This window comes from Rhodococcus sp. NPDC080181, assembly GCF_040702225.1.
Lineage (GTDB): Bacteria > Actinomycetota > Actinomycetes > Mycobacteriales > Mycobacteriaceae > Rhodococcoides > Rhodococcoides fascians.
Map to the genome: position 1 here is coordinate 122,015 of NZ_JBFBKN010000012.1, position 26,834 is coordinate 148,848.

Sequence of the window (26,834 nt, forward strand, 5' to 3'; positions counted from 1 at the left end):
CGGCGATCACTCGGGCGACAGCGCCCGATGAGTGCATGGGCAGTTCCCACGGTTGGAGTGGAGGAGGAGTTCTTTCTCGCCGACATCGACATGCTGCGTCCGGTGGCGGTCGGCCCCGGTGTCGTCGCGCATGCCCGAGCTGCGGGAATCGATGCCGTCTCGGAGCTGACCGAGGTACAGGTGGAGGCCAATTCGCCTCCGCTGCAGTGTCTTCGCGAATTGCGGGAGAACGTGATCTCCACCCGCGCCACGCTGTCGGCGGTGGCCCTGGCGCAGGGTGCCCACTTACTGGCGGCAGGCGTGTCGCCGGTTGCGCCTGCTGATCGTGGCCGCCTGCCCATCTCGGACGGCTCCCGCTATCGGCGTCTGGCCGAGACCTACGGGGCACTGGCAGAGAGCGTTGCCACGTGTGGGGGTCACATTCATGTCGAGGTGCCGGACAAGGAGACGGCGATCGGGGTATGCAATGTCGTGCGACCCTGGCTCCCGACACTTCTGGCGTTGACGTGCAACAGCGCTATACACGACGGCGTCGACACTCGGCACTCGAGTTGGCGTTCGACGGTGTGGGGCAGGTGGCCGACGGCTGGTCCGCCCCCTCACCTGAGTTCGACGGCGGAGTACGACGACCTGGTCGGCTCGATGATCGAGACCGGGATGATTCTCGACGAAGCATCGCTCTACTGGGATGTACGGCCCAGCTCCCACCAGCCGACGGTCGAGGTGCGGGTCGGCGACGTACCTGCCGTCGCCGAGGAGGTGGTGTTGTCCGCTGCACTGGTCCGCGGTCTCGTCGTCACGGCCCTTCGGTCCATCGACCGCGGCGAGCCGGCACTCGTCGTGGCCGAGAATCATCTCGCAGCGGCATACCACCGTGCCCGCATGGATGGATTGACCGGCGTCGGAGTGGATCCGAGCACCGGGAAACCGGTGTCGGCATCGAGTCTGCTCCGATCGCTCGTCCGCTACGTGGAACCGGCGCTGACCAGCACAGGCGACCTCCGCTGCGTGCAGACTTCTCTCGAACGGTTGACGCACCTCGGGAACGGCGCGCAACGCCAACGCCGGATCTTCTCGCGCAATGCAGACGCAGCCGCCGTCGCTGCTCACGCAGCCCGTTTCACTACTGCCGAGTGGAACTCGCCGGTGGCACAGGACGCGGGTTGATCGCGGTGGTCGGCCTCGTCTGCAGGCGGCCGTGCCCGCGCCGCGACAATCGACCGATTCCAGGAAACGATCGACGATGCGACCGAAGGTGGTTATCGTGAAAGCCATGGCAAGCACTTCCGCCAGCATGCTTCGTGACGCCGGACTGAGGGTGACGCGTCCCCGAGAGTTGGTTCTCGATATCGTTGATGCACAACCGCATTCCGATACCGACACAATCTTGCGACTGGCGCGCGCCAGCCTGCCCACGGTCTCGAAGCAGGCCGTGTACGACGTGCTCGATGCGTTGACTGCATCGGGTTTGGTTCGTCGTATCCGCCTCGCGGGTCACTCGGCACGTTACGAAACCAGGGTGGCAGACAATCATCACCACATCGTCTGCCGTTCCTGTGGTTTCATCGTCGACGCCGACTGCGCCACCGGTGAGCCACCGTGTGCACGACCCGCCCGAGATCACGGTTTCGTTCTCGACGAGGCCGAGGTGACCTACTGGGGAACGTGCCCCAGTTGTGCATCCGACCGATCGATCGCAGCCCGCGATCGTTCATCCACAATGCCCATCGGAAAGGACAATTCGTGACCTCCGACGCACGCCCACCCCACTCCGCCACCGAGACCGCCAGCACCAGCGAGAGCGAGAATCCGGTCATCGAGTCGCCGAAGCCCAAGGCGCACGCACCGCTGACGAACAAGGACTGGTGGCCGGAGCAGATGGACCTGTCCATCCTGCATGCGCATACCTCCAAATCGAACCCGTTCGGCGAAAAGCTCGACTACAAAGCGGAATTCGAGAAGCTCGACGTGGACGAGCTCAAAGCCGACGTCGTCTCGGTGATGACCACTTCGAAAGATTGGTGGCCGGCCGATTACGGCCACTACGGCGGACTCTTCATTCGTATGAGCTGGCACGCCGCCGGCACCTACCGCACGTTCGACGGACGAGGCGGCGGGGGTCAGGGCGCGCAACGCTTTGCGCCACTGAACAGTTGGCCGGACAACGCCAACCTGGACAAGGCGCGTCGGTTGCTGTGGCCGGTCAAGCAGAAGTACGGCAACAAGATTTCGTGGGCCGATCTGCTGGTGTTCGCCGGTAACGCGGCGCTCGAGTCCATGGGGTTCGAAACGTTCGGATTCGGCTTCGGTCGGGAGGACATCTGGGAACCGGAAGAGGTCTTCTGGGGTCCCGAGGATCAGTGGCTGGGCACCGACAAGCGATACTCCGGCGAACGGGAGCTCTCCAAGCCCCTCGGTGCCACCACCATGGGCTTGATCTACGTCAATCCCGAAGGCCCCGAGGGAGAGCCGGACCCGGTGGCCGCGGCCCACGACATCCGGGAAACCTTCGCGCGGATGGCGATGAACGACGAGGAGACGGCGGCACTCATCGTCGGTGGACACAGCTTCGGTAAGACACACGGAGCCGGACCGGCCGACAAGATCGGGCCGGAACCCGAGGGTGCCCCCATCGAACAGCAGGGCCTCGGCTGGAAGAACGGTTACGGCAAGGGCAAGGCCGAGGACCAGATCACCAGCGGGCTCGAGGTGGTCTGGACGGAGACTCCGACGCAGTGGGGTAACGGCTACCTGAAGAATCTCTACGGATACGAGTGGGAGCTCACGAAGAGCCCCGCCGGCGCGTGGCAGTTCACTGCCAAGGACGGTGCCGGTGCGGGCACGATTCCCGATCCGTTCGGCGGTCCGGGCCGTGCCCCCACGATGCTCGTCACCGACATCTCCATGCGGGCAGATCCGGCGTACGAGAGGATCACTCGGAGGTGGTTGGATCACCCCGAGGAGCTCTCGCTCGCGTTCGCCAAGGCGTGGTACAAGTTGCTGCACCGCGATATGGGACCGGTGTCCCGGTACCTCGGGCCGTGGGTTCCCGAACCTCAGCTGTGGCAGGACCCGGTTCCATCGCCGCACGGTGACCTGATCGACGAGGCGGACGCATCTGCGTTGAAGTCGGCGATCCTCGACTCGGGCTCGACGATCGCTCAGCTCATCGGTGTCGCGTGGTCGTCGGTCAGCAGCTTCCGAGTCACCGATTACCGCGGCGGTGCCAACGGCGCTCGGGTTCGGCTCGAGCCACAGAAGAGTTGGGAGGCAAACGAACCCGAGGTCCTCCGCGAGGTGCTCGCAATCTTGGACGGTATACGCGAAAAGTTCGAGGGCTCGGCGGCCGGTGACAAGAAGGTCTCGCTCGCCGACGTCATCGTGCTGGCCGGCAATGCGGCCGTCGAGAAGGCCGCACGCGACGCCGGTTACGAGGTGACCGTCCCGTTCCGGCCGGGTCGCACCGACGCGACGCAGGAGCAGACCGACATCGAATCGTTCTCGGTACTCGAGCCACGAGCCGACGGGTTCCGCAACTACATGGCTGCAGGGGAGAGCACTCCCGAGCAGGTGTTGTTCCTCGATCGCGCCTACATGCTGAATCTGACTGCGCCCGAGATGACGGTTCTTCTCGGCGGTCTTCGAGCCTTGGGGGCCAACCACGGTGGTTCGAGCCATGGAGTGTTCACCGATCGCCCCGGAGTTCTGAGCAACGATTTCTTCGTCAATCTGCTCGACTCCGACACCGAGTGGACGACGAGTGAGGACGGCACCTACGTCGGCACGGATCGTGGCTCCGGCAGCCAGAAGTGGACAGCGACATCCATCGACCTGGTGTTCGGGTCCCATTCACAACTGCGAGCGCTGTCGGAGGTGTACGCCCAGGCCGACAACGGTGGCAAGTTCGTCGACGATTTCGTGGCCGCGTGGGCGAAGCTGGCAGACAACGATCGATTCGACATCCGGTAGCGCGGAGCCGATCACCGGGTGAGCCAGATGCGCCTTCTGGCAATGGCTTTGATTCGCGTCACCATGACAGGGCTGAGGCCGAACTCGCCGAACACGCTGCCGGGATCGCGGTCGAGGATCTCCAGCACGGTGCGGTAGTAGTCCTGAGTCGACATCGCGAAGGCGGACCGGATTTCGTCGTCCGGTCCGCCTCCGTGATTGACCCATCTCAGGGCGAAGTCGATCATGGCGCGGTCTGTGTCGGAGTAGAACGCTACCGGTCGCTCTGCCCCCGCAGAAGTACGTCGATTCGGCATAACACACCTCCTAGAACGGACTGTCGATCCGAAATTAGCACTGCTCGCGAACACGTGCCAAGGGTCCGGTATCTGCGATAAGGACCCGAATATCGGTCGTAAGCCCCGTGTTTGGACTGCCGTCGTGCGTGGAAGTCGATACACAGCTCGGCGTACGCGCCCGGGCCGTGCGGTCGAGCCAGGGGCCGGAGGTTCAACCCCTGCAGCCTCCGGCCCCGCGCCCACAGAACCAGTCGCTGAAACAATCCGGCGAACACCTTCGACGAATCAGGTACGGAGAGTGTGTGATGGACACCGATGCAGAACAGCGTCTACCGACCGAGGCCGACGCCTCCTCGGTATGTAGGAAGATTGCCGACCTGGCACAGACGTACGACATCGCGATCGGCACCGCCGAATCGCTGACCGCCGGAAATCTCGCGGCCATGCTCGGCAAGGCACCGTCCTCGGGGCAGTGGTACCGCGGCGGAATCGTCGCGTACCACGAGAGCGTGAAGCACACGCTGCTCGAGGTCCCCGACGGCCCGGTCGTCAGCGAACAGGCCGCGACGGCGATGGCTCGATCGACGGCGTCGCTGGTCGGCGCACATCTGACGATCGCCGTCACCGGCGAAGCCGGGCCGCAGAGCCAGGAAGACCAACCACCGGGGACGGTGTGGGCAGCGGTGTACGACCGCGGCGAGGTAAGCACCGAATGCAAGCACTTCGAGGGTGAACCGGAAGAAGTTCTGGCCCGGACCATGGCGTTTTCCCTCGATACCCTGCTGCGCCACGCGCGGAAACGGGCCCACGGGTAGCTGACGCCGGGGAGTGCAAACAACTGTTCGTCAACGAGATCGGAGCGCAGTATGAGTACCGATTCCAGTGTCCGAAGCCGTATTCAGCACGAGCTGGGTGTTCGGCCGTCGATCGACCCCGACGAGGAAATCCGCCGCCGGGTCGGTTTCCTCGCCGATTACCTGAGGGCCAGTGGCACAGCGGGTTTCGTGCTCGGCATCAGCGGGGGACAGGACAGCACCCTGGCCGGAAAGCTCGCTCGGCTGGCCGCTCGCGAGGCCGCGGAACTCGGTAACCAGGCCACATTCGTCGCGGTGCGTCTGCCGTACGGAACTCAGGCGGACGAAGCCGACGCCGTCGTCGCACTCGACTTCATCGAGCCGGACCGGACGGTCACTGTCGATATCCGCGACGCCGTCGACGCCTCGGCGCGCTCGGCCGCCTCGGCGCTGGATACTCCGCGTATCGCGGACTTCGTACGGGGCAACATCAAGGCGCGCGAACGCATGATCGCGCAGTACACGATCGCCGGCCAGGAGAATCTTCTGGTGGTGGGTACCGATCACGCGGCCGAGGCGGTGACGGGCTTCTTCACCAAATACGGTGACGGAGGCGCGGACGTCACTCCGCTGAGCGGTCTCACCAAAAGCCAAGGTGCGCAGCTCTTGCGGCACCTGAACGCACCGGAATCGACGTGGCGCAAAGTGCCGACAGCAGACCTCGAGGACGACCGTCCCGCGCTCCCGGACGAACAAGCACTCGGCGTCACCTACGCACAGATCGACGCATACCTGCAGGGCGGACCCGTCGACGACGATGCGGTGGACACCATCGAGCGCTGGTTCGACAAGACCCGGCACAAGCGCGCCATGCCGGTGGGGCCGGACGATCGGTGGTGGCGCACGGCCGTCGACTGCCGGTCCTGAGGCACCGTCGACGAGACGTTATCGACGGCGGTGGATCCGGGGCAGTAGGAACCAGAACGCGACGGCCGTCGACGCCACGACAGCGGCCGCTGGGGCTGCGGCGCGCACACCGAGCACTATCTCGAACGTCAGGGCGGCAGCACCCACCAGTGTCACTCCCAACATGGCGAGACCGCTGATGGCGAGTATGTTGCCGACGCGCACTATGACCCCTATTGCACGCTGCCGGAACAGGAGTCGGTGCATGCTGACGGGAGCCACCAACAGGATCGTCGCAAGCATCGACGCCGACACCGTCATCAGATAGACCACGTGGCCGGCCGTGGACAGCCCGTCGAAGCGGGCCTGGAACGGCAGGGTCAACAAGAACCCGGTCAGAAGTTGTACACCGGTCTGTACGACACGGAGTTCCTGTAGCAACGACGACCAATTGCGATCCAACTGCTGAGTGGGAGTTTCGTTGCGCGCTTTGTCGTTCCACGCACGGTGGTCCTCGTCTTCGTCCGCGTCACCCGTCGTCATCGACCAAGACTAGTGCGATCTCGACGGGTAGGCGGTGGAAATCGGACCGGTTCACGCAGTGTGTACATCCGCGGTCGACGTGCCGGTCGCACACTCTGGACACCCGGCACCGGACTCGGACGAGCCCGATGCCCCGGTTACGGACTTCCTCAGCGACGAACCGACGGACTCGAGGGCCGAATCGATATCGGTGAAAATCGGAATCGCAGCATCGAGTCCGACCAGATGCATCGGCCGCCCCGTGGTCGGCCCGGATGCGACCACCACCAACGAGGTTGAGCAGCATGCCTTTCGGCGAGCTGCGATGAGCACGCTCATGCCGACGGAGGCCAAGAAGGATACCCCCGACAGATCGACGATCACGGCTGCAGGCGCTGCCGTGACCGCTTGTTCGATGTGGTGGGCGAGATCGGACGCGGTCGCGAGATCCACTTCTCCGTTGACCCGCAGAACAATTGCGTTGTCATGGTGTTCGCCGGCGATGCCGAGCCCGAGCAACTCGTTGTGTTTCATAGGGGGTCACCGTCCTTACCCTGTGCAGTGGCATGTTCGTCGAACAGCGCACTGCGGCATAACCGAGACCGGCAAGGATTGCAGAATTGAGGCGAACCCGGTGCGAGCGGCGCTGTCGACTGCGGGCAGGGGCTACACCACGCTGTCCGAATCATACCCACTGTTCGTTTCTTCGTGCAGGCCGGTTCGAGAGTTCGAATGTTCGGCAACCGACTCGATCATCGCCGACGCAATCTCGCTGACCTTGATGTTTCTGTTCTGCGACTGCTCGGACAGCAGGGCGAACGCGTCGTCGGCGGAGATTCCGCGCATCGCCATGATGATTCCTTTCGCCTGGTCGATGTCAGCTCTCGTTTTCATCGCTGTCCGCAGGCCGGTGATTTCTCGTTCGGCCGACCGGGCGCGCTCGGTGATCGCGATGACGGTCTCGATCGAGGTGGCGAGCAGGGCCAACGAGACCTCGTCGAGTGGGTCGAAGCCGTCGGCACTCGTCCCGTAGATGTTCAGCGACCCGTGGCGGTTCTCGTCGGGCGTCAGCGGGGCCGACAAATAGCTGTGGACGCCCAGATCGGCCACTGCGGCAGCGAAGCGAGGCCAGCGAGCTACTGCCTCGTGCGCCTGTGCGCGAACCATACGTCCGCTGCGGATGGCGTGCAGGCAGGGGCCTTGACCAGCGCGATACTGGTCGGAATCGATGTCGTGCACAGCGGGGTCGGTGGACGCCACGGTTCGCGGTCGGCCGGTGTCGTCGAGCATGGTGATGCCGACGAGATCCGCGTCGGGAACCACGGCTGCGACCTCGGAGCACACGGCTTGAAGAACGGCATCGACGTCGGCACCGGTCAGTATCTTCCCCTTGATTCGGCGCAACGCTTGGATGTATTGCCCGATCCGGGCGAACGCCGAACCCGAGGCGTCCGGTGCGTCGTGAAGACGGTCGTCTTCGATGGAAAAGTCACTCATCTGGTGGGCTCGTTTCGGTCGGGCCCCCGCATGGACAGCAGGCAGCCACTCGTCAACTCCCGGCCCCGACTCGACCGAACGGGGTCATAATATACAGAGCCTCGCGGGTGCATTCGCACCTGTCCCGAGCGCACGCCAACGGCCCCGCCGAACGCAGGGGTGGTCGCGTCCAGGCCCGAGTCGAGGTATCCTACACAGTGATTGGGTGGAGACCACGCCCGCAGAATCGACTGCGGTACGAACCACGATCTTCCCCTGCCACAGTCTTCGATCTGTGGAGGTCAATGCCCATGATTCCCGAATCCTCGTCGTTTTCGATGTCCGTCGACCGCGGAGACGACGGCCCCATCGTCGTTTCGGTGCAGGGCGCACTCGAGATCCCCGGCAATACCCGCCTGTTGGCAGACTGCCTGGCGGGGTCCGTGCTCGCTGACCGACCGGTGGTGGTCGACCTGGTCGGTGTCACCGAGATCGGTGATGCCGCAACCGAGTACATCGTCGACGCGGCCCATCGGCTGTTGTGCCGTGGGTATCGCCTCACCGTCGTCCTGGCCACCTCCGCTGCCGACCGTAATGTGCGACGGCTCAGCGAACGTGTGCACGTCGAGCGTGCCGGCTCGCTCGGTCAGGTCGTCTTCGCGTCGACGACGCCTTCGCGACCTCGAGTCGCTGCAGTGGACGCACTGCAGGGGACTTACCTGTAGGTCGATAGCACCGCGGCCCTCGTGCGGACGGTGCTGCGGAAAGCCGTGTGTACCCGGATTTTCCGCCGGTGTCCGTCGTCGAGGCGTGGAGAAGTCGCGGTCCCGACCTATGTATCGAGTTCTAAACCCTTGCAGTGCAATGTGTTTGCTGCGAATTTCGGCGGGTAGCCGGATCGAGTCACCTGCTCGAACTTCGACCCGAACTGGAGTCCCTATGTTCCGACACACCGACTACCTACAATTCGATGCCAAGCCCGAGAAGCCGGATCCTGTGTACGCACACAAGCTTCAGGAGCTCATCGGTGGTGCATTCGGCGAGATGACCGTGACCATGCAGTATCTGTTCCAAGGCTGGAACTGTCGCATGGAGGGCAAGTACAAGGACCTGATCATGGACATCGCGACCGAAGAAATGGGTCACGTGGAGATGCTGGCCACCATGGTCGCTCGTCTGCTCGAGGGTGCACCGGCCACCGAGTCGACCAAAGCCGCTGCTACCGATCCCGTGGTAGCGGCAGTGATGGGCGGCATGGACCCGCAGCAGGCGATCGTGTCCGGCGGCGGTGCGCTTCCGGCGGATTCCAACGGCTACCCGTGGAACGGTCGGTACATCATCGCCAGCGGCAACCTGCTCGCAGATTTTCGTGCGAATGTCGCCGCCGAGGCGCAAGGGCGGCTGCAGACCGCGCGTCTGTACAACATGACCGACGACCCGGGCGTCAAGGCCATGCTGCAGTTCAATCTCGCTCGCGATACGCACCATCAGAATCTGTGGCTCGCTGCCATCGAAGAGCTGCAAGCCGACGGACTCGAGGACGTCGTAGCACCGAGTGCACTTCTCGACGAGGAGGCATCCGAGCACGCAACCGATCTGTGGCACCTCTCGGACGGTGAGTTCTCCTCGACCGGTGGCTGGGCGAATCGGCTTGCGCCCGACGGCAAACGGCAGATGGGGTTCCTCGCCGATCCGCAGCCTCTGGGCGGGAAGGCATCCGCGCCTGCACCCGATCCGAAGTTGTACGCGACGTACGACGGGGCCAAGGGAGATCCCGCGTCGGCCGCACTGGGTACCGAGAAGGGCGTCATGGGGAAGATCAAGGACGCCCTGGATCCCGACGAGAAGTAGGCCCGAACTCCCTGTGCCGCACAGCAGTTGCGACGCGAATATCGCGTCGCAACTGCTGCGGTCAGCTGACTACGTCCCGCAGAACGTTCGGAACCCCGCGCTGAAGTCGACGGGCGCGGGTCCGGCGTACTGCGACAGCTCGTCCCGACCGTCGAACGGATTCGTCACGACCGACAACAAGCGGTCGAAGGGCGCGAGGTCACCCTCGGTCGCTGCTGCCAGCGCCGCGTCGACCATGTGGTTTCGAGGAATGTACGCGGGGTTCACTCGGTCCATGGCGTCCGCGACGGACCGGAGGTCGTGGCCCCGCTCGAGCACCGCTGCGCGCCATCGTTCGAGCCACGGTGCAGCTGCCTCGTGCGGTACGAGTGACGCAAAATCTGCGTCGTTGCCCCGCAGATTCTCCGCCAACGCGCGGAAGGTCAGGGTCCAGTCGGCACGATGATCCCGCAGAAGCACGTCCAGTTCGTCGAGGAGACTGCCGTCCGGTTCGATCGCATCGAGGCCGAGCTTGGCGGCCATCAGGTTCTCGTAGTGCTGTCGGTAGCGATCACCGTAGGAGTCCAACACCGTCGTCAGCGCGCTGATGGCGCGGTCCGGAACCGAATCGACCAGCGGCAGTAGTGTTTCGCCGAATCGTGCCAGGTTCCAACCCAGGACGGCGGGTTGGTTGCCGTACGCGTAGCGGCCGCCGTGATCGATCGAGCTGAAGACCGTTGCAGGATCGTAGGCGTCGATGAACGCGCACGGCCCGTAGTCGATCGTCTCACCGGAGATCGTCGTGTTGTCGGTGTTCATGACGCCGTGCACGAAGCCGACGGACATCCACTGCGCCACCAACTGTGCTTGCTTGTCGACGACGGCCTCGAAGAATGCGAGGTATCGACTCTCCGCGCCCTCTGCCGGGAGTTCGGCAAGCTCGGGATAATGACGCGCGATGGCGTAGTCGGCCAGGCTGAGCGCGAGACCCTCGCGGCGGGCCGCGAACTCGAAGGTCCCTACGCGCAGGTGGCTCGAGGCAACCCGAGCCAGCACTGCGCCGGGCTGCGGACCTGCCTCTCGAACCACCTGCTCACCCGTCGTGACGACGGCCAACGAGCGGGTGGTCGGGATGTGCAGAGCGTGCATGGCCTCACTGATCAGGTACTCGCGCAGCATCGCACTCACCACCGCGCGCCCGTCTCCGCCGCGGGAGAACGGCGTGGCACCGGAGCCCTTGAGATGCAGATCGACTCGTCGGCCGTGTTCGTCGTGCAGCTCGCCCAAAAGTAGTGCTCGACCGTCGCCCAGCAACGGCACGAATCCGCCGAACTGATGACCGGCGTACGCCATCGCCGAGGGGGTCGAATCGGCCGGTGCGAGAGCCCCGGACAACACGCCTGCGCCCTGCTCGGAGCGCAGCATCGACGGGTCGAGCCCCAGTGACCTGGCGAGGTTCTCGTTGAGGATCAGCACCCGCGGATCCGGTGCAGGTGCGCCCTGCCACGGCACCGTGAAGCCGGGAACGTCGTCCACCAACGTTGACTCCAGTCCCCATGACGGCGGGACCGATGAAGGCGGGTTGTCGGACGCAGCTACCGGTCCCGTCGCGAATTCACTCATACTCCAGGGGTACCACGAGATCGGGTAATCACACCGATCTGCGTGGAATCACGACTCGGCACCTGCCCCGCGTCCACTCAGTCCGTCTGAGCCTGTGGCCGGTTCTGTGTGATGCAGTGAATTCCGCCCCCGCGGGCGAAGAGTGGCCGAGCGTCGACGGTGACGACGGTGCGGCCCGGGTATGCCGCCGACAGAATGGCAGCAGCCTCTTCGTCCGCGGGATCGCCGTAGCTGCAGGCGATCACACCGTCGTTGACGACGTAGTGGTTGATGTAGCTGTAATCGACGAAGCCCTCCTCGTCGCGGAGAATCTCCGGTGCCGGAACTTTCACGATGGTCCATTTCTCACCGCGTGCGTCTGTGCTGTTCTCGAAGATCTCGAACACGGCCTTGCTGATGTCGTGATCGGGGTGTTCGGGATTGCGTTGGTCGTGCACCAGAACGACGCCGGGCGAGGGGATGGCAGCGACGATGTCGACGTGGCCTCGGGTTCCGAACTCGTCCGCGTCACGGGTGAGTCCACGAGGAAGCCAGATCACCGTGGTGGCGCCGATCGTGCGGGCAAGTTCGGCCTCGACATCGGCCTTCGACAGCGTGGGATTGCGACCGGGATCGAGTTGTACCGTCTCGGTGACGAGAACCGTTCCCAGTCCGTCCACCTGAATACCGCCGCCCTCGTTGACGATCGGTGAATCGATCATCTCGGCACCGGACTTCTCGACGACGAGCGCGCCGATCTTCGAGTCCTTGTCCCAGCGCGCCCAGTCCTGCGCGCCCCAGCCGTTGAACACCCAGTCGACGCCGCCGACACGGCCGTCCTCGGACAGCACGAACGTGGGCCCGATGTCGCGCATCCAGGCGTCGTTCAACGGTGCCTCGAGGATGTCGATGGGGAAAGCGCTCTCGAAAGTCAGATACGTGCGTGCGACGGCACTTTCGGCGGGGTCGACGACGACGGTGACCGGCTCGAATCGTGCGACGGCTCGCGCGACCTCGGCCCACGTGGTGCGAGCCTCGTGGTGCTCCTCGGGCGTGTCACCGAGCGAATACCCCTCGCACGGATAGGCCATCCACGTCCGTTCGTGCCGAGCGCCTTCCGCTGGCATCCGCCACTGCATCACTGCCTCCCACACGCAGCGGCGGGCATGTCGTGGCCGATTGTCGACACGATGTCCGCGGCGGTGCGGTGACCCATGCGGATTGCGCCGTCGACGTGTTGGTAGCCCTCCGCGGCGATGTCGGAGCAGGAGAAGTGAATCGGGCCGACGGGGGTGCGGCTGTCCTTGCCGTAGCGGTGCAGACCCCCCAGATCGAAGCTGGCCGCGTACGCACCACGGGTCCATTCTTCCGAACCCCAGTCCGACTCGTAGTAGACGACCGGCTCGGTTGCCTTGGGCCCCAGGTAATGTGCGATCGATTCGAGGATCTTCGCGCGGCGCTCCTGCTCGTCGAGCTCGAACATCGCGTCGGCCTTGGCGTCGGACACGAAGCCGACCAGTGTTCCGCGGCTGTCCTGATGGTTGGTGTTGTCGTACACCTCCTGCACGATCTCGGAGGCACCGAAGCCGGTCCCCGACAGCCCGTCCTCGCGCCAGAACGGGGTGTCGTAGACGGCATGGACTTTGATCACCAGTCCGAGGGACTGATGCTGGTGCATCTGATGCTGGCGACGCGGGAGTGGCGGGTCGTAGGAGATACGCAAGTACAGGTTCGGCGGAACGGCGAGAACGACCCGCTTGGCGTGTACCTCGATGTCGCCGTCGGCGAATACTGTTGCGCCGTCGGAGTTCCACCGCACCGTTCGCACCGGCGCGGCGAGGATGACGTCGTCGCCGAGGGCGGCCGCCATGCGGATCGACACCCGCTGCATGCCACCGACGACGCGCTTGTCGAGGATGAAGTTCTCGTCTACCAAGTGCGAGAACGATCCCGCCGATGCGGCCATCAAGACTGCTTGCAGTGCCGAGAACGCGTGCGCAGGTTTGGTGAGCATGCCACCGGCGATGAACATGCCGATGTTTCCTCGTGCCTCGGCATCGTCGGACTCACGAATCAGCCACTGCTCGAACGAGATCGTGTCCAGTTCACGCGCCAGCGGGTGCGCCCACGGTTCCTCGGGGCCGACCTGGGCGGCCAAGTCGTCGAGCAGTGTTACGAGTCGGTCCATCTCTTTCTCGGTGGTCTCGTCGACGGGGAACGAGTCACCCGAGTAGCGGGTCCGCTCGCCCGCGGCGGAGATGTAGACGGACTCGCCCTCGCGGTATCGGTCGAACGTGTCGAGGCCGAGCTCACCGATCAGCGCGATGAGAGATTCCTGATCGGGTGAGACCCACTGACCGCCGATTTCGAGGCTCGCACCGTCGATGGTGTTCGTCCAGGTACGTCCTCCGACGCGGTCACGCGCTTCCAGCACGGCGACGGACAATCCTGCTTTGCGGAGCTCGGTTGCTGCGGCCAGGCCGGAAGGGCCGGCCCCGACGATAGCGACGTCGCGTTCCAGAGTGGGCACTGTCGGGCTCCTTTGGTTGCATTACTGCTGATTCGGCCGTGCGATCTCGATTCTGTCCGGGATCGGCCCGAAAGCACACGCGACGAATTGGCTACTCCCGCGAGATCGCACGCTACATTTCGGCCAACAGGTCCTGTGCTCTCCGTCGTCGCGACGGCACCCCGGTGACCCGGCCTAGGGCTGGGCTTTGCTGAATTCTTCGGACCCGGCTTTTTCCGCGCGTGACCGTTCTGCGCTGTGCTGGCGCCGGAGCATTTCTCGGTGGCCGTACGTAGCGTTGAGGATGTCGCTGCGATCGGACACCGACGAGCCCACTGCTCCAGCGACCGTGCCCAACGACGCCGCCAACCAGGCCAGTGACAGGTAGTCCGCCGTATTTGCTTCTCGCCCGATCTGAGCGGTGAGGAACTCGGGCGAGATCACCACGGCAGCAGAGAGCAACACGACCGCGAACAGAACGGCATACATACACAGCACGCCGGCCACGACGGTGCCGAGAGTGGCAGAGTTGTATATCCAGCGATCGGTGGTCGAGGAGCGGAACCGTCGGTGCTCCCAGAGGCCGTGCGGAAAGATCAGCCACACCGTGATGGCCACGATGGCGGCGACGCCGATCAGTGTGAGCCGGGCAGGTGTCATCGAGGCCGCCATCTGCCAGATGCTCGCGTAGAACACACCGAACGCCGACGCGGCGCTCGCGGCCGCGAGCACGCTCGACAGTGCGGGGACGAGACGCCACGGCCGATTGCAGCGAATCATGCCCATGATCATGCGTGTTCGGCCGAACATGCCGGGAGTGAGCAGGATTCGCTCGCCGCCACCGTCGGGGTCGGGGCCCGGAGCCCACTTGGACATCGACCGTCGCAGGTGTGGCCGCGAGGCAGTATCGCTGCGGAGGAGATCGTGCACGATGGCGATGGCCACCGCCACAGCGCGACGCCGTACTCCTATGGTGCCGAACGAGGGTACGTACAAAGCACCGGTCGAACCGTCACGCAATTCGGCGACGACGGGGCTGGCCCCGACGCGTCGCGGAACCTCGGAGATGCAGAGCACCAGGTCGAATGTGTTGGTGGCCTGAATGGCCTCCAGCCACTGACCCAACGGCGCAGAACCTGCCTCGGTGGGAGGCAGCGTGACTGCGGGCCGGGCCGTGTCCAGTCGGGCATCGGTTCCGTCGATCGTGATGGTGGGCGGAAGTTCCTGTTCGATGGCGGCCGCTATCGTCGACGCGAATCCCTCGTCGGCCACCAACCCGATCGTGATCGTTCGTTGTCCTTCGCTTTCGGCCCCCGAGCCGTTGTCTGTCTTGTCGAAAACCATCTTGTCGCGGTACCCCGGACCAGGCGCCCTCACACACCGAGCCGACGTCAGCACACGGGTTCGGGTTCACCATTCGAGATCTGGAAGCGGCTGTGCAGTGCGTCCAGTTGGCGGTGCAATTCGTACAGCGCCTGCTTCTGAGCGCGGGCCTCGTCGGTGTGCCACTTCGCGCTGCGGGGGTCGCCCACCCGGAAGGCCTTGTGGGCGTAGTTCTCGGAGACCTCGATTCGGCTCGATGTCGACGCAATTTCGGCCGCGAGCATGTGGGCGAACACACGGGCCTGAGCCACATCCGAACTGTCCGGCACGGCAATCCTCTCTGAACGTGGCGTGATACTCGCGATCACCATAACGGACCTGAAAAAGACCGCTGGATCGGTTTTCGCGCACAAACCATGCGACATAGGCGAGACGCCAGTGCCTCTGCCGAAACGGGTAGTAGTCTGCTGTTCGTGCCCGCGACCCCGGACGGATCCGCAGCCCTGCGCGGGTCGGCCGTCGGCGCTCTGACGGCAACGATCACCGCCACCGCGCACGCATTCGGCGGAGGTATGTTCCCCTCCGACGCCGCGATCGTCCTGTTGGCACTGGTGTGCGCGGGACTCGGTTACGCCGCAGGCGCAGTGCCGATCGTCATCGCGCCTCGCCTGCAGCTGATGGCGACGCTGGCCGCTGCGCAGACGATCGGACACGTGCTGCTGACGATCGTCGACGGCGATCACCACGGTTCGGTGCTGACGCAGCAGATGCTTGCGGCCCACGCGATCGCGATCGTCGTCGGCGCGGTGATCGTGCACGGGGCCGAGCGTGGGATCTCGCACGCAGCCACCGTTGTTCGTCGAATACTCCCGATACTGGCAATTCTCGTCGTCGACGACTCGCAGAGTGCCGCCCCGCTTCCGCTGTATCGCACACCCGGCGTCCACCGGCTCCTCGATCTCTCGGGCTCCGGGAACCGCGGACCGCCTGCCGCGTCGTACTGACCGCAGCCTCCCACCTACCGCTCCTGCACCGCGGGGGCGAGCAGAGCTGCGGCAATTTCTTCACGCGCACAGCACGATTCGCTCGACATCGAGTCGACCCGTGCCCACGGCGCGCGCCCACCCCTGCCTTCACGAAACGAGCTCTCATGTCCACACCGGAAAAGGAACGCGTCGCCGATCCTTCCCCGCCCACCCGTCCGTCCGGCCCGCGCAGCTGGCGTCCGCTGATTCTTCGTCTGCACTTCTACGCGGGCATACTCATCGCACCGTTCATCCTGATCGCCACCGTCAGCGGCGGCCTCTACGCCGTCGCCCCGACCATCGAACAACTCGTCTATCGCGACTATCTGCACGTCGACTCCACCGGACCGGCTGTCCCGGTCGCCCAACAGATCCGAGCCGCTCAGGCCGAGAGGCCGGATCTGACCGTGTCGGCCGTGCGACCCGCCGCCGAAGTCGGCGACACCACCCGAGTGCTGTTCACCGACCCGACCCTCGGCGAATCGCGACGACTGGCCGTCTTCGTCGATCCCGCCACGGCGTCACCGGTGGGTGAACTCGCCGTCTACGGCTCCTCGAGCGCCTTGCCGGTCAGAACGTGGATCTCGGAATTGCACCGACACCTGCACCTCGGTGAACCGGGCCGGATCTACAGCGAACTGGCCGCATCGTGGTTGTGGGTGATCGCGCTCGGCGGCCTGTACCTGTGGATCGATCGCTACCGACGCAACCGAGACCGGGCGACACTGCTCACCTTCGATCGTGAATCGAAGGGCCGCAACCGATCCTTGAACTGGCATGGCGTAGCCGGTATCTGGATCGCTGTAGGTCTGATCTTCCTCTCCGCCACCGGACTCACGTGGTCCACCTACGCGGGCGCGAACGTCACCGACCTCCGTGCGGCATTGAGCTGGACGACCCCTGCCGTCGCCACGACCATCGGTTCCTCCGACACGGCGACCATGGGGGATCACTCGGGCCACGGTGGGCATTCGATGGACATGTCGGCCGATGCGTCGGCGACAGACAGCAATGTCGGCCGCATCGATTCGGTGATCGATACTGCCGCAGCGAACGGCATCGACGGTGCGGTGGAGGCATCGATCCCGGCGTCGGACGACGTGGCGTTCGTCGTCGCCGAAACCCGTCAGCCCTGGGTGATGTCGAACAACTCGATCTCGATCGACGGCAGCACCGGCGCGGTGATCGACACCCAATACTTCGCCGATTGGCCGGTGGCAGCCAAGCTGGCGGCCTGGGGAATTCAGTTGCACATGGGGACGCTGTTCGGCGCAGCCAATCAGATTGCCCTGGTTGGGCTTTCGCTCGCCTTGGCGTCGGTCATCGTGCGCGGCTACATGATGTGGTGGAAGCGTCGCCCCACGAAGAGCGCTGGACTCACCGCAGGCCGGCCGCCTCTGCGTGGGGGACTGCGCCGCATCTCGCCGATCTCTGCGGTGCTCCTCGCCACGGCTGCCGTGGCCGTCGGCTGGTTCCTGCCCTTGTTGGGGCTCAGCCTGGTCGCCTTCCTGGCGGTCGACTTCATGGTCGGATACGTCAGGCGGCCCGCGCACTGACGCGAGGAGGACGACGCGCTCTCGCCGGTCGGTCCGATTGTTTCTGCCGCCCTCGGGATACTCGGAGACCATGCCCGAAGGTGACACCGTCCACGCGCTCGCCGCACGATTGCGGCGAGCCTTGGACGGCGTCACGCTACGGGCAGGGCGACTGAACGTGCCCGCACACGCCGTCGAGAATCTTGCCGGGCGAACCGTCGTCGCGCACCGAACGCACGGCAAGCATCTGTTCACCGATTTCGACGACGACACCACGCTGCACACCCACCTCCGCATGACGGGATCGTGGACGGTGGTGCGAGCCGGCCGCTCGATACCGCGGCGGGTGCAGCCCGACGTCCGCGTGCGGCTGGCCGCGGTGGACGGGCCGACCGCATACGGAATCCTGTTGCCGGTCGTCGACTACGGGTACACGGCCTCGATGAATGCGCTGGTCGCGCATCTGGGACCGGACCCATTGCATGCCGAGTTCGACACCGATCGTGCGGCATCGAACATCCTCGCGCAGGGTTCTCGGCCGATCGTCTCTACCCTCCTGGATCAGCGGGTCATCGCGGGGCCCGGAAATCTATGGGCGAACGAGCTGTGTTTTCTGCGTGGACTGTGGCCCTGGGCTCCGTCGGCAGGCGTCGACGCGGAGAAACTGGTGACTCTGCTCGAGCGGGCGATGCGGCATTCGGCGAGCACCCCCGGGTCCATGCAGGTCACCACCGGCGACACTCGTCGCGGCCGGACCCACTGGGTTGCCGGTCGGGCCGGTAAACCGTGTCTGCGGTGCGCGACCGTCATTCGTGTCGAGGCCGACGTGCCGAACGACCCCGATCGACGTCGAACATGGTGGTGTCCGCACTGCCAGCCGGAGCCAGGGCTGTGACCGCGGAAGGGTCAGAACGTCGAGTTCGTGGGGTGGTCGGCGTCGACGAGATCGCGAGCGACGGTGTGCAGCGGCAGATTCTGCTGCTGCGAGAGTTTCGCCAGTAGGTCGAACGCCTGTACCGCGTCGAGGTCGTACCGTTCCATGATCATGCCTTTTGCCTGGCCGATGATGTCTCGACTCGCCAGACCGGTCCGGAATTGCTCGTTGTCGCGGGCACTGAGCATCGCGATGGCAGCATGCGCAGCCAACGCCTCGCCGATCGCTACCGCGTCGGCGTCGAACGCGCCCGTGACGTCGCTGTACAACACCAGCGCCCCGAGGTCATCGGCGTTGCTGTAGAGCTGAAAGGCCGAGAGCGACTTGAAACCGGCCTCGACGGCCATCGCAGCGAACTGCGGCCATCGCGGTTCGGTTGCCAGATCGTAGGACACGACGACGTCGAGGTGCCGGACCTCGGTGGGAATCGGACCTTCGTCGAGTTCGTACTGCAACCGACACAGCTTCTCGGCGATCGGGTCCGTCGATGCGACGACTGTGCGCTCACCCTTGTTCACCGTGGTGATGCATCCGGTGGTTGCGCCCGGAATGAGCCGAATCGCCATTCGGAGAATCTCACTCAACGTCTGCGGCATCGACCGATGAGTGTCGCGCAGCGATCGAGCGAACTGCGCGAGCGACAGGGCTTCGGACGTTCGAGACGTGTCTTGCTCGGCCGGTGAATCAGTCATTCACACGATCCTCTCGCGCGGTGGACCGTCGACGTCGTCGCGTCGGCGAGATCCTCGATCGTGCGCCTGCTTCTGGACGCCCTGTCCCGACCTCGAGGCCGGATCAATGGATTTTATACGGTTCGCGATGCGGTGGTCCGGTGAGTATCGCGGCGCATCGTCGCGGGATGCACGAAGGGCCGCCGATCATTCGATCGACGACCCTTCCGGGGCTGCTGGTTACTTGAAGGTGTCCTTGATGTTCTCGCCGACCTTCTTGACGCCGGCCGAACCCTGATCCTTCTTGCCCTCGGCCTCGAGGTCCTTGTTGTTCGTTGCGTCGCCGACAACTTCCTTCGCCTTGCCGATGGCGTCCTCTGCTGCGTTCTTGGCCTTGTCGATGAAGCTCATGGCGAGTTCCTCTCTCTGTGCGGGTTGTTCCTGAAGTGTTGGTCGGAGCTCGGCCGGCGAAGCGCACGTCTCGATTGTGAGATCTGGGTCACACCGATCGCCGGAGCGTCGACGTTTCCGCAGGCTCGCCTCTGGCTACATTCGACCGATGATGGTCGCGAAGGTAGACAACTTCCAGCGTAGGCACCCCTCGGCGGGTTTCCCGCTGGCAGTGCTGTACAAATTTCTGGACGACCGGGGCGGCTACCTCGCGGCACTGATCGCCTACTACTCGTTCCTGTCGCTGTTTCCCTTGTTGCTGCTGTTCACCACGGTGCTGGGAATCGTGCTGGCCGGCGACCCGGAGCTGCAGACCCGCATCATCGACTCGGCCATGAGCCAGATCCCGGTCATCGGTGATCAGCTCGGTCAGCCGGATCGCCTCAGTGGCGGAACCACGGCCATCGTCATCGGCGTGGTCGGCTCGCTCTACGGCGGACTCGGAGTGTCACTGGCCGTGCAGTACGCGATGAACACCGCGTGGTCGGTGCCGCGCAACGAGCAACCGGATCCCATCAAGGGTCGGCTGCGCGGATTGTTGCTGCTCAGTACGGTCGGCACCGCGATCATCGGACTGACGGTGCTAAACGGCGTCGCGTCCTCGGGTGTGTTCGGATTCGCCGGTGGTGCGCTCGCACTCGTCGGAGCGGTGGTGGTCAACGCCGCCGTCTTCACCGCGGCCTTCCGAATCGGCACCGCGCGGGACCTGAGCGTGCGCGACGTACTTCCCGGTGCGGCGATCGCGGCCGTCGTCTGGCAGGCGCTGCAATCGTTCGGCGGCATCTACATCCGCTACGTCGTGGGCAACGCGAGTGCAAGCAACGGCATCTTCGCCATCGTCCTCGGTCTGCTGGGTTTCCTGTACGTCGCGTCGGTGCTGATCGTGCTGTGCATCGAGATCAATGCCGTGCGCGTCGACCACCTGCATCCCCGGGCTCTGCTGACGCCGTTCACCGACAACGTCGAACTCACCGAGGGCGACAAGAACTCCTACACCGGTCAAGCAGAAGCGCAGCGTAACAAGGGATTCCAAGACATCACGGTCACGTACGACGAGCCGAATTCGGTGGTGGACGAGGACTCGCCGCGCACGCGAGGCGACTGATCGGCTCCGCAAACGCGCGCGCGTTTACGAGAACCGGGGCGGCGCAGGACCGGGGCGGGGACTGATCGGCTCCGCAAACGCGCGCGCATTCGCTCGATGCGCGCGGAATAGCTGGGCGATCGGGCACTATTCCGCGCGCGGATGGCAAACGCGCGCGCGTTTGCGAGGACCGGGGCGGCGCAGGACCGGGGCGGCGGAGACCGGGGCGGCGGAGACCGGGGCGGCGGGGCCGGAGCGGAGACCGATCGGCTGGGCAAACGCGCGCGCATTCGTTGGATGCGCGCGGAATAGCGGGGCGATCGGGCACTATTCCGCGCGCAGATGGCAAACGCGCGCGCGTTTGCGGGAACTGGGGCTGATCGGGCTGAATCGAGTAGTCGCCGGCCGGTCGGAAAAGTTTTCGGATTTATTTCGCGAAAGCGCATGCGCAAGCGCTTGTATTGGTCGTACGCTCCTGCAATCGAGCGACGCGACCTGCGTAGCGAGGACAAGGGAGTCCACATGTTCAATCACCGTCGGAAGTCTGTGCTGACGATCGGAACCGCGATCATGGCCGGTTCGCTCGTGCTGGGTGGCCTCACCGGCTGCAGCAGTTCGGACTCGGACAGCGTCAAGGTCGGCCTCATCACCAAGACGGATTCCAATCCGTACTTCGTGAAGCTCCGCGAGGCAGCTCAGGCCAAGGCGGACTCCAGTGGAGCCGAATTGGTCGCTCTCGCAGGTGCATTCGACGGTGACAACGAGGGTCAGGTCGCGGCGATCGAGAACTTGGTCGGCCAGGGTGTCAAAGGCATTCTGATCACCCCGAACTCCTCCACTGGAGTCCTCGACGCGATCAAGAAGGCACGCGACGCAGGCGTCGTCGTCATCGCCCTCGATACGGCCACCGACCCCGAGGACGCAGTGGACGCGACGTTCGCCACCGACAACAAGGCGGCAGGCGTCAGCCAGGGCGAATGGGTCAAGGGCACGTTGGGAACCACTGCACCCCAGGTCATCATGCTCGACGGCACCGCGGGCGGCACCGTCGACACGTTCCGTCACGACGGCTTCCTCGAAGGAATGGGCTTGACCGACAGCTCTCCCGAGATCGTCGGCCAGGAGAACACCAACGGCGACCAGACCAAGGCGCAGACGGCCATGGAGAACCTGCTGCAGCGCGCTCCGGGTGTCAATGCGCTCTACACGATCAACGAGCCCGCCGCGGCGGGTGCCTACCAGGCGATTCAGTCCGCAGGCCGCGCCGATCAGATCACCATCGGCTCGATCGACGGTAGCTGCACCGGTATCGCGAACGTCAAGTCCGGCATCATCGGTGCGACGGTACTGCAGTTCCCGGCGAAGATGGCCGAGCAGGGCGTCGACGCTGTGGTCAAGTTCGCCCAGGACGGCACCAAGCCCAGTGGCTTCAACGACACCGGTTCTCAGCTGGTCACCGACAAGCCTGTTGCCGGAATCGAATCCCAGGACACCGCATGGGGCGAAGCGAATTGCTGGGGCTGATCGCAGAAATCCGTCGAGGACCAGGAACTGATTCGTGAGCACCGATACCGCCGCGCCTCCCAAGGCTCCGAGCCGGTTCAACGTGGGAACCATCCTGCGTGAACCGCTGCTCGGGCCCATGGCCGCGCTCGTCATCGCCATCATCGTGTTCAGCTCGATTTCGAGCTCGTTTCTCAACCCGCAGAACGTTTCTCTGATTCTGCAGCAGTCCGTGGTGGTCGGCATTCTGGCCGTCGGCCAGACGCTCATCATCCTCACCTCCGGTATCGATCTGTCGATCGGCGCGGTGGCCGTGATGGGCACCATCGTCATGGCGCAGACCGCTGGTGCCAACGGCCCGGTGGTGGCGCTCGGCTCGACACTGGCCGTGTGCGTGGCGTTCGGCGCAATCAACGGCGGGTTGGTGACGATGCTGCGACTGCCGCCGTTCATCGTCACACTCGGCACGTTCACCGCGATCCAGGCAGCCACCAGGTTGCTGGCCGGCTCCGAGACCTACCAGGTGCCGAGCGGGCCGCTGACACTGCTGGGGACGTCGTTCAAGATCGGTAGCTTCTCCACCACGTACGGCGTGGTGGTGATGCTGCTGGTGTACGCCGTGATGTGGTACGCACTGTCCCAAACATCCTGGGGCAGGCACATATACGCGGTGGGTGGTAGCCCGCAGGCCTCGGACCGCTCCGGCATCAAGTCCGGTCGCGTGCTGTTCTCGGTCTACATCGTCACCGGTGTCATCGCCGCGATCGCGGCATGGGCAGCGCTCGGGCGGATCCCCAATGCCGACCCGAACGCCTATCAGAACGCCAACCTCGAAACGATCACCGCGGTCGTCATCGGTGGAACCAGCCTGTTCGGTGGCCGCGGCACCGTCATCGGGACTCTCATCGGAACTCTGATCGTCGGGGTGCTGCGCAACGGGCTCACCCAGGCCGGCGTCGACAGCCTGTACCAGAACGTCGCGACCGGCATTCTCGTCATCGTCGCGGTGGCCGTCGATCAATTCGCACGCAGGAGGTCACAGTGACTGCCCCCCTCGCTCTGGAAGCACGTGGTCTGGTCAAGACCTACGGCAGCGTGACGGCCATCAACGGCGCGGATTTCGAGCTGCGGGCCGGTGAGGTACTGGCAGTGATCGGCGACAACGGTGCCGGAAAGTCCAGTCTCATCAAGGCTTTGGCCGGAGCTGTCATTCCGGATTCGGGAGAGATCCTGATGAACGGCTCGCCGGTGTCGTTCAAGAACACGCGCGACGCCCGGGCGGCCGGGATCGAGACGGTCTATCAGGACCTGGCCGTCATTCCTGCGCTCGACATCGCGTCGAATGTCTACCTCGGACGCGAGATCAAGCGCAAAGGCATCAGCGGCAGCATCTTTCGGCGATTGGACATGCCGAGAATGCGCGACGAGTCGTCGAAGCATCTGCAGGACCTCAAGATCGGCATCAAGTCGGTCAACCAGGCCGTCGAGACGTTGTCCGGTGGGCAGCGTCAGGGCGTCGCAGTGGCGCGAGCAGCGGCATTCGGCCGCGGGGTGATCATCATGGACGAGCCGACCGCAGCTCTGGGCGTGCGGGAATCGGGCATGGTGATCGACCTGATCCGAACGATTCGCGACCGTGGGATACCCGTGGTGCTCATCAGCCACGACATGCCGCACGTGTTCGAGGTCGCCGACCGCATCCACATCCACCGCCTAGGCAAACGCGCAGGCGTCGTGGATCCGAAGAAGCGCACCATGTCCGAGGTCGTCGCGCTCATGACCGGCGCGGAGGAGCCGACCGATGAGGAACGCGCCGGCCTCTGATGCGTCTCGCCCGGTCGGCGTTTTCGTCGGGCTGGCGACACTCGATGTGATTCATCGAGTGTCGTCGCCGCCGGCGTCGAACCAGAAGATCACGTCGAACGCGCAGTTCGTTGCGGCCGGCGGTCCTGCCGCCAACGCCGCCGTCACGTTCGCCGCACTGGGTGGTACGGCCGTTCTCGTCACTGCGCTCGGGGACGATCCGGTGGCTGCCTTGATCAAGGCAGAACTTGCGGAATGCGATGTGCGCGTGATCGACTCGATCGCGGGCACCGTGAGAGCTGTACCAGTGTCGGCCGTGACAGTGATCGAGTCGACGGGAGACCGGTCGGTCGTCTCGGCCGACGCCGTGCACTCCGACGCCGCGCCGCCGAACGATCTCGATGCCGTGCTCGCCGGTGCCGACGTCGTACTCGTCGACGGCCACCACCCCCTGATCGCCCGCGCCGCCGTGGAACATGCGGCGGCGCGGGATACCACGTCGGTCGTCGACGCCGGACGCTGGAAACCCGTGATGAGCGAGCTGATTCCGTTCGTCACGGACATGGTGTGCTCAGCGGACTTTCGCACGCCCGGAGCGTCGGACACAGCTGCCACCGCGGCGACGTTGGTGCGCTCGGGCGTACGCACGGTTGTCACCACCCACGGCGGAGAGCCCGTCGAATTCTGGTCCGAGGGCAACTCCGGCTCCGTGGCCGTCGAGGCGGTCACCGTGGTCGATACACTGGGAGCCGGCGACGTCTTCCACGGTGCGTACGCGTACTACTCGACGCAGTTCGGCTCCGTGCAGGAACGTATCCGAAGGTCGGCTCGCGTTGCCGCGCTGCGCTGTTCGGTCATAGGCCCCAGGGCGTGGCTACGCGAACTTCCCACCCACGTACTCGAAAGCGACAACAGTGAGCAATGACCGACAGGTGCAGGAAGCATCCCTCGACGAACTCGTGGAGCTGGCCGGGCGGCTCGCCGTGCCGGGAGAGCGGCACATACTCGGCCTGACCGGTGCACCGGGTGCCGGAAAGTCCACCGTGGCACAGCAGTTGGTGGATGCACTGGGCCCCGAGCTTTCGGTGCTGGTTCCGATGGACGGATTCCACCTGGCCAACGAGGTGTTGATCGAACTGGGCCGGCTCGATCGCAAGGGCGCACACGATACTTTCGACGACGGCGGCTATGCGCGTCTCGTCGCCGCGATTCACGATCAACGCCCCGGCGATCCGCTGGTGTACGCACCGAAGTTCAGGCGAGAGATCGAGGAATCGATCGGGTCCGCCGTACCGGTCCCGTCGGACGTTCCGTTGGTGATCACCGAGGGCAACTACCTGCTGATGCAATCCGACGCATGGCCTGCTGCACGGGCGATGATCGACGAGGTGTGGTTCCTGGCTCCGCACACGGCCGTTCGGCACGAGCGTCTCGTCGCGCGGCACGAGGCGTACGGGAAATCGCCCGAGGAAGCGCAGTTCTGGGCATTGGGTTCGGACGAACGCAACGCCGAGCTCATCGGTTCGACCGCCCAGCGCGCCGATCGAATCCTGCGATTGACATGAGACCGCCGGCGACCGATACCCATGGAGACGACTGACATGCCCACCATGGACGACGTCGCTCGGATCGCCGGAGTGTCGGTATCGACGGTCTCGCACGTGCTCAACGGAACTCGTAAGGTCAACCCGGCCACCCGGCAACGCGTCGACGCTGCCATCGTCGAGATCGGATACCGGCGCAACGTCGTGGCGCGTTCTCTCGCGGCCGGTCGAACCCACACGGTGGGGCTGTCGATCGCGGCGCTGACCAATCCGTATTTCGGCAGCCTCGTCTATGCCGTCGAGCAGCGGTTGTCGGAGGCCGGCTACGTGTTGATTCTCGGTGACTCGCACGACGAGCCGACGTCGGAGCGGCGCGTCACCGATTCTTTGCTGGACCGTCAGGTCGACGGCATGATCCTTGCGCCTGCGGCCGGCTCGGAGGAGTCGACGATTCCCGAGATCATGCGCAGCGGAACACCTCTCGTGCTGATCGACCGTATGCTGGATATCCCGTGCGATCAGGTGGGCCCGGAGAACGAGCAATCCGCGTACGAGCTGACGGCCCATCTGCTCGACGCCGGCCACGAGCGAATTGCGATCGTCCGCGGGATCGAGGGAATCTCCTCCACCACAGAACGTTTCGCAGGTTATGCCAGGGCGCTCGCCGACCGGGGAATCGAACTCGACCCTTGGTTGATCCTCGAGGGAAGGTCCAACGTCGAGGTGGCCGAGACGGAGGTACGTCGACTGCTGACGGGCGCGGACCGGCCTTCGGCATTGGTGTCGATGAACAACTCGATGACCATCGGTTCCCTCAAAGCGGTTCGCGCGCTTAACTTGTCGATTCCCGACGACCTGGCGTTCGTGTGCTACGACGATTTCGAGTGGTCCGATCTGTTCGAGCCGCGCCTGACGGCCGCCGCGCAGGACGTGCAGACCATCGGCAGAACCGCTGCCGACCTGTTGATCGGTCGAATCGAAGGCCGTGACGACGCGCCGCGGTCCATTTCGGTACCGACGATGTTCACCCACCGCAATTCGTGCGGCTGCGCTGCAGCAACACGCTGAAGACCAGC

Annotated in this window: 28 protein-coding genes; 17 read left to right on the forward strand and 11 right to left on the reverse strand. The window is 64.8% G+C overall.

Annotated elements, in window-relative coordinates:
• Positions 1-27: 27 nt before the first annotated feature.
• From AB0O58_RS15705 to katG, 3 genes are all read left to right on the forward strand, one after another.
• Complete coding sequence (locus AB0O58_RS15705) at positions 28-1,167, forward strand: glutamate--cysteine ligase (protein ID WP_222058978.1); 1,140 nt, start codon at positions 28-30, stop codon at positions 1,165-1,167.
• A 106-nt stretch (positions 1,168-1,273) separates the two neighbouring features.
• Complete coding sequence (locus tag AB0O58_RS15710; protein ID WP_366238477.1) at positions 1,274-1,747, forward strand: Fur family transcriptional regulator; 474 nt, start codon at positions 1,274-1,276, stop codon at positions 1,745-1,747.
• Positions 1,744-3,969 carry a catalase/peroxidase HPI gene (gene katG / locus AB0O58_RS15715; protein WP_222058977.1) on the forward strand — a complete coding sequence of 742 codons (2,226 nt, stop codon included), beginning with the start codon at positions 1,744-1,746 and terminating at the stop codon, positions 3,967-3,969. The genes AB0O58_RS15710 and katG overlap by 4 nt, the downstream gene beginning before the upstream one ends.
• Positions 3,970-3,980: 11 nt before the next feature.
• On the opposite strand, the gene AB0O58_RS15720 is transcribed toward katG, so the two are convergent.
• On the reverse strand, positions 3,981-4,265 hold the full coding sequence (locus AB0O58_RS15720; RefSeq protein WP_048317425.1) for a DUF3263 domain-containing protein: 285 nt from the start codon (positions 4,263-4,265) through the stop codon (positions 3,981-3,983).
• A 287-nt stretch (positions 4,266-4,552) separates the two neighbouring features.
• Here AB0O58_RS15720 and AB0O58_RS15725 point away from each other — a divergent pair, with 287 nt between their 5' ends.
• Together AB0O58_RS15725 and nadE are read left to right on the forward strand one after the other, a co-directional pair.
• Entirely contained in the window at positions 4,553-5,062 is a 510-nt protein-coding gene (locus AB0O58_RS15725) for a CinA family protein (protein WP_222058976.1), read from the forward strand.
• 51 nt (positions 5,063-5,113) lie between these two features.
• Positions 5,114-5,968 carry an ammonia-dependent NAD(+) synthetase gene (gene nadE / locus AB0O58_RS15730; RefSeq protein WP_032391872.1) on the forward strand — a complete coding sequence of 285 codons (855 nt, stop codon included), beginning with the start codon at positions 5,114-5,116 and terminating at the stop codon, positions 5,966-5,968.
• An 18-nt stretch (positions 5,969-5,986) separates the two neighbouring features.
• Here nadE and AB0O58_RS15735 read toward each other — a convergent pair whose 3' ends face one another.
• The 3 genes from AB0O58_RS15735 to AB0O58_RS15745 all read right to left on the reverse strand — a co-directional run bounded on the left by AB0O58_RS15735 (position 5,987) and on the right by AB0O58_RS15745 (position 7,966).
• A complete protein-coding gene (locus AB0O58_RS15735) occupies positions 5,987-6,490 on the reverse strand; it encodes a DUF6328 family protein (RefSeq protein ID WP_204846671.1) in 504 nt (167 codons plus the stop codon).
• A gap of 51 nt (positions 6,491-6,541) precedes the next feature.
• Positions 6,542-7,003 (reverse strand): STAS domain-containing protein, encoded by a 462-nt coding sequence (locus AB0O58_RS15740; protein ID WP_052060689.1) that lies wholly within the window; start codon positions 7,001-7,003, stop codon positions 6,542-6,544.
• A gap of 132 nt (positions 7,004-7,135) precedes the next feature.
• Positions 7,136-7,966 carry a GAF and ANTAR domain-containing protein gene (locus tag AB0O58_RS15745; protein ID WP_052060688.1) on the reverse strand — a complete coding sequence of 277 codons (831 nt, stop codon included), beginning with the start codon at positions 7,964-7,966 and terminating at the stop codon, positions 7,136-7,138.
• A 290-nt stretch (positions 7,967-8,256) separates the two neighbouring features.
• Between AB0O58_RS15745 and AB0O58_RS15750 the strand changes: the two genes are divergently transcribed.
• Positions 8,257-8,670 (forward strand): hypothetical protein, encoded by a 414-nt coding sequence (locus tag AB0O58_RS15750; protein WP_201009875.1) that lies wholly within the window; start codon positions 8,257-8,259, stop codon positions 8,668-8,670.
• Between the two features lie 214 nt (positions 8,671-8,884).
• Positions 8,885-9,796 carry a manganese catalase family protein gene (locus AB0O58_RS15755; protein ID WP_032369153.1) on the forward strand — a complete coding sequence of 304 codons (912 nt, stop codon included), beginning with the start codon at positions 8,885-8,887 and terminating at the stop codon, positions 9,794-9,796.
• Positions 9,797-9,865: 69 nt separating this feature from the next.
• Here the strand turns inward: AB0O58_RS15755 and AB0O58_RS15760 are convergent, their stop codons facing one another.
• The 5 genes from AB0O58_RS15760 to AB0O58_RS15780 all read right to left on the reverse strand — a co-directional run bounded on the left by AB0O58_RS15760 (position 9,866) and on the right by AB0O58_RS15780 (position 15,538).
• Positions 9,866-11,398 (reverse strand): protein adenylyltransferase SelO, encoded by a 1,533-nt coding sequence (locus AB0O58_RS15760; protein ID WP_366238478.1) that lies wholly within the window; start codon positions 11,396-11,398, stop codon positions 9,866-9,868.
• A gap of 77 nt (positions 11,399-11,475) precedes the next feature.
• On the reverse strand, positions 11,476-12,516 hold the full coding sequence (locus AB0O58_RS15765; protein WP_206498813.1) for an agmatine/peptidylarginine deiminase: 1,041 nt from the start codon (positions 12,514-12,516) through the stop codon (positions 11,476-11,478).
• Positions 12,516-13,907: an NAD(P)/FAD-dependent oxidoreductase gene (locus AB0O58_RS15770; protein ID WP_366238479.1), complete on the reverse strand. Its 1,392-nt coding sequence runs from the start codon at positions 13,905-13,907 to the stop codon at positions 12,516-12,518. Before AB0O58_RS15770 ends, AB0O58_RS15765 begins: the two co-directional genes overlap by 1 nt.
• 174 nt (positions 13,908-14,081) lie before the next feature.
• Entirely contained in the window at positions 14,082-15,230 is a 1,149-nt protein-coding gene (locus tag AB0O58_RS15775) for a hypothetical protein (RefSeq protein WP_052061275.1), read from the reverse strand.
• 47 nt (positions 15,231-15,277) lie between these two features.
• The gene (locus AB0O58_RS15780; protein WP_143544845.1) at positions 15,278-15,538 is read right to left on the reverse strand and encodes a hypothetical protein; all 261 of its coding nucleotides are present in this window, start codon (positions 15,536-15,538) and stop codon (positions 15,278-15,280) included.
• Between the two features lie 144 nt (positions 15,539-15,682).
• Here AB0O58_RS15780 and AB0O58_RS15785 point away from each other — a divergent pair, with 144 nt between their 5' ends.
• From AB0O58_RS15785 to AB0O58_RS15795, 3 genes are all read left to right on the forward strand, one after another.
• Positions 15,683-16,213 (forward strand): hypothetical protein, encoded by a 531-nt coding sequence (locus tag AB0O58_RS15785; RefSeq protein WP_045842081.1) that lies wholly within the window; start codon positions 15,683-15,685, stop codon positions 16,211-16,213.
• 146 nt (positions 16,214-16,359) lie between these two features.
• Positions 16,360-17,790 carry a PepSY domain-containing protein gene (locus AB0O58_RS15790; RefSeq protein ID WP_094695510.1) on the forward strand — a complete coding sequence of 477 codons (1,431 nt, stop codon included), beginning with the start codon at positions 16,360-16,362 and terminating at the stop codon, positions 17,788-17,790.
• Between the two features lie 70 nt (positions 17,791-17,860).
• Entirely contained in the window at positions 17,861-18,664 is an 804-nt protein-coding gene (locus AB0O58_RS15795) for a DNA-formamidopyrimidine glycosylase family protein (RefSeq protein ID WP_094695509.1), read from the forward strand.
• Between the two features lie 11 nt (positions 18,665-18,675).
• Here the strand turns inward: AB0O58_RS15795 and AB0O58_RS15800 are convergent, their stop codons facing one another.
• Together AB0O58_RS15800 and AB0O58_RS15805 are read right to left on the reverse strand one after the other, a co-directional pair.
• Positions 18,676-19,395: a GAF and ANTAR domain-containing protein gene (locus AB0O58_RS15800; RefSeq protein ID WP_222067208.1), complete on the reverse strand. Its 720-nt coding sequence runs from the start codon at positions 19,393-19,395 to the stop codon at positions 18,676-18,678.
• Between the two features lie 219 nt (positions 19,396-19,614).
• Positions 19,615-19,785, reverse strand: coding sequence for a CsbD family protein (locus tag AB0O58_RS15805; RefSeq protein ID WP_027495724.1), 171 nt, complete (start codon positions 19,783-19,785; stop codon positions 19,615-19,617).
• Between the two features lie 151 nt (positions 19,786-19,936).
• On the opposite strand from AB0O58_RS15805, the gene AB0O58_RS15810 reads away from it, so the two are divergent.
• The 7 genes from AB0O58_RS15810 to AB0O58_RS15840 all read left to right on the forward strand — a co-directional run bounded on the left by AB0O58_RS15810 (position 19,937) and on the right by AB0O58_RS15840 (position 26,826).
• Positions 19,937-20,929 carry a YihY/virulence factor BrkB family protein gene (locus AB0O58_RS15810; protein WP_366238491.1) on the forward strand — a complete coding sequence of 331 codons (993 nt, stop codon included), beginning with the start codon at positions 19,937-19,939 and terminating at the stop codon, positions 20,927-20,929.
• Between the two features lie 501 nt (positions 20,930-21,430).
• Complete coding sequence (locus tag AB0O58_RS15815; protein ID WP_366238480.1) at positions 21,431-22,432, forward strand: substrate-binding domain-containing protein; 1,002 nt, start codon at positions 21,431-21,433, stop codon at positions 22,430-22,432.
• 34 nt (positions 22,433-22,466) lie between these two features.
• Positions 22,467-23,456, forward strand: coding sequence for an ABC transporter permease (locus AB0O58_RS15820; protein ID WP_027495728.1), 990 nt, complete (start codon positions 22,467-22,469; stop codon positions 23,454-23,456).
• Positions 23,453-24,235 carry an ATP-binding cassette domain-containing protein gene (locus AB0O58_RS15825; protein WP_027495729.1) on the forward strand — a complete coding sequence of 261 codons (783 nt, stop codon included), beginning with the start codon at positions 23,453-23,455 and terminating at the stop codon, positions 24,233-24,235. Before AB0O58_RS15820 ends, AB0O58_RS15825 begins: the two co-directional genes overlap by 4 nt.
• Positions 24,213-25,139 (forward strand): PfkB family carbohydrate kinase, encoded by a 927-nt coding sequence (locus AB0O58_RS15830; RefSeq protein ID WP_027495730.1) that lies wholly within the window; start codon positions 24,213-24,215, stop codon positions 25,137-25,139. Before AB0O58_RS15825 ends, AB0O58_RS15830 begins: the two co-directional genes overlap by 23 nt.
• Complete coding sequence (locus AB0O58_RS15835) at positions 25,129-25,779, forward strand: nucleoside/nucleotide kinase family protein (protein ID WP_027495731.1); 651 nt, start codon at positions 25,129-25,131, stop codon at positions 25,777-25,779. Before AB0O58_RS15830 ends, AB0O58_RS15835 begins: the two co-directional genes overlap by 11 nt.
• Positions 25,780-25,815: 36 nt before the next feature.
• A complete protein-coding gene (locus tag AB0O58_RS15840) occupies positions 25,816-26,826 on the forward strand; it encodes a LacI family DNA-binding transcriptional regulator (RefSeq protein WP_366238481.1) in 1,011 nt (336 codons plus the stop codon).
• The last annotated feature ends 8 nt before the right edge of the window (positions 26,827-26,834 follow it).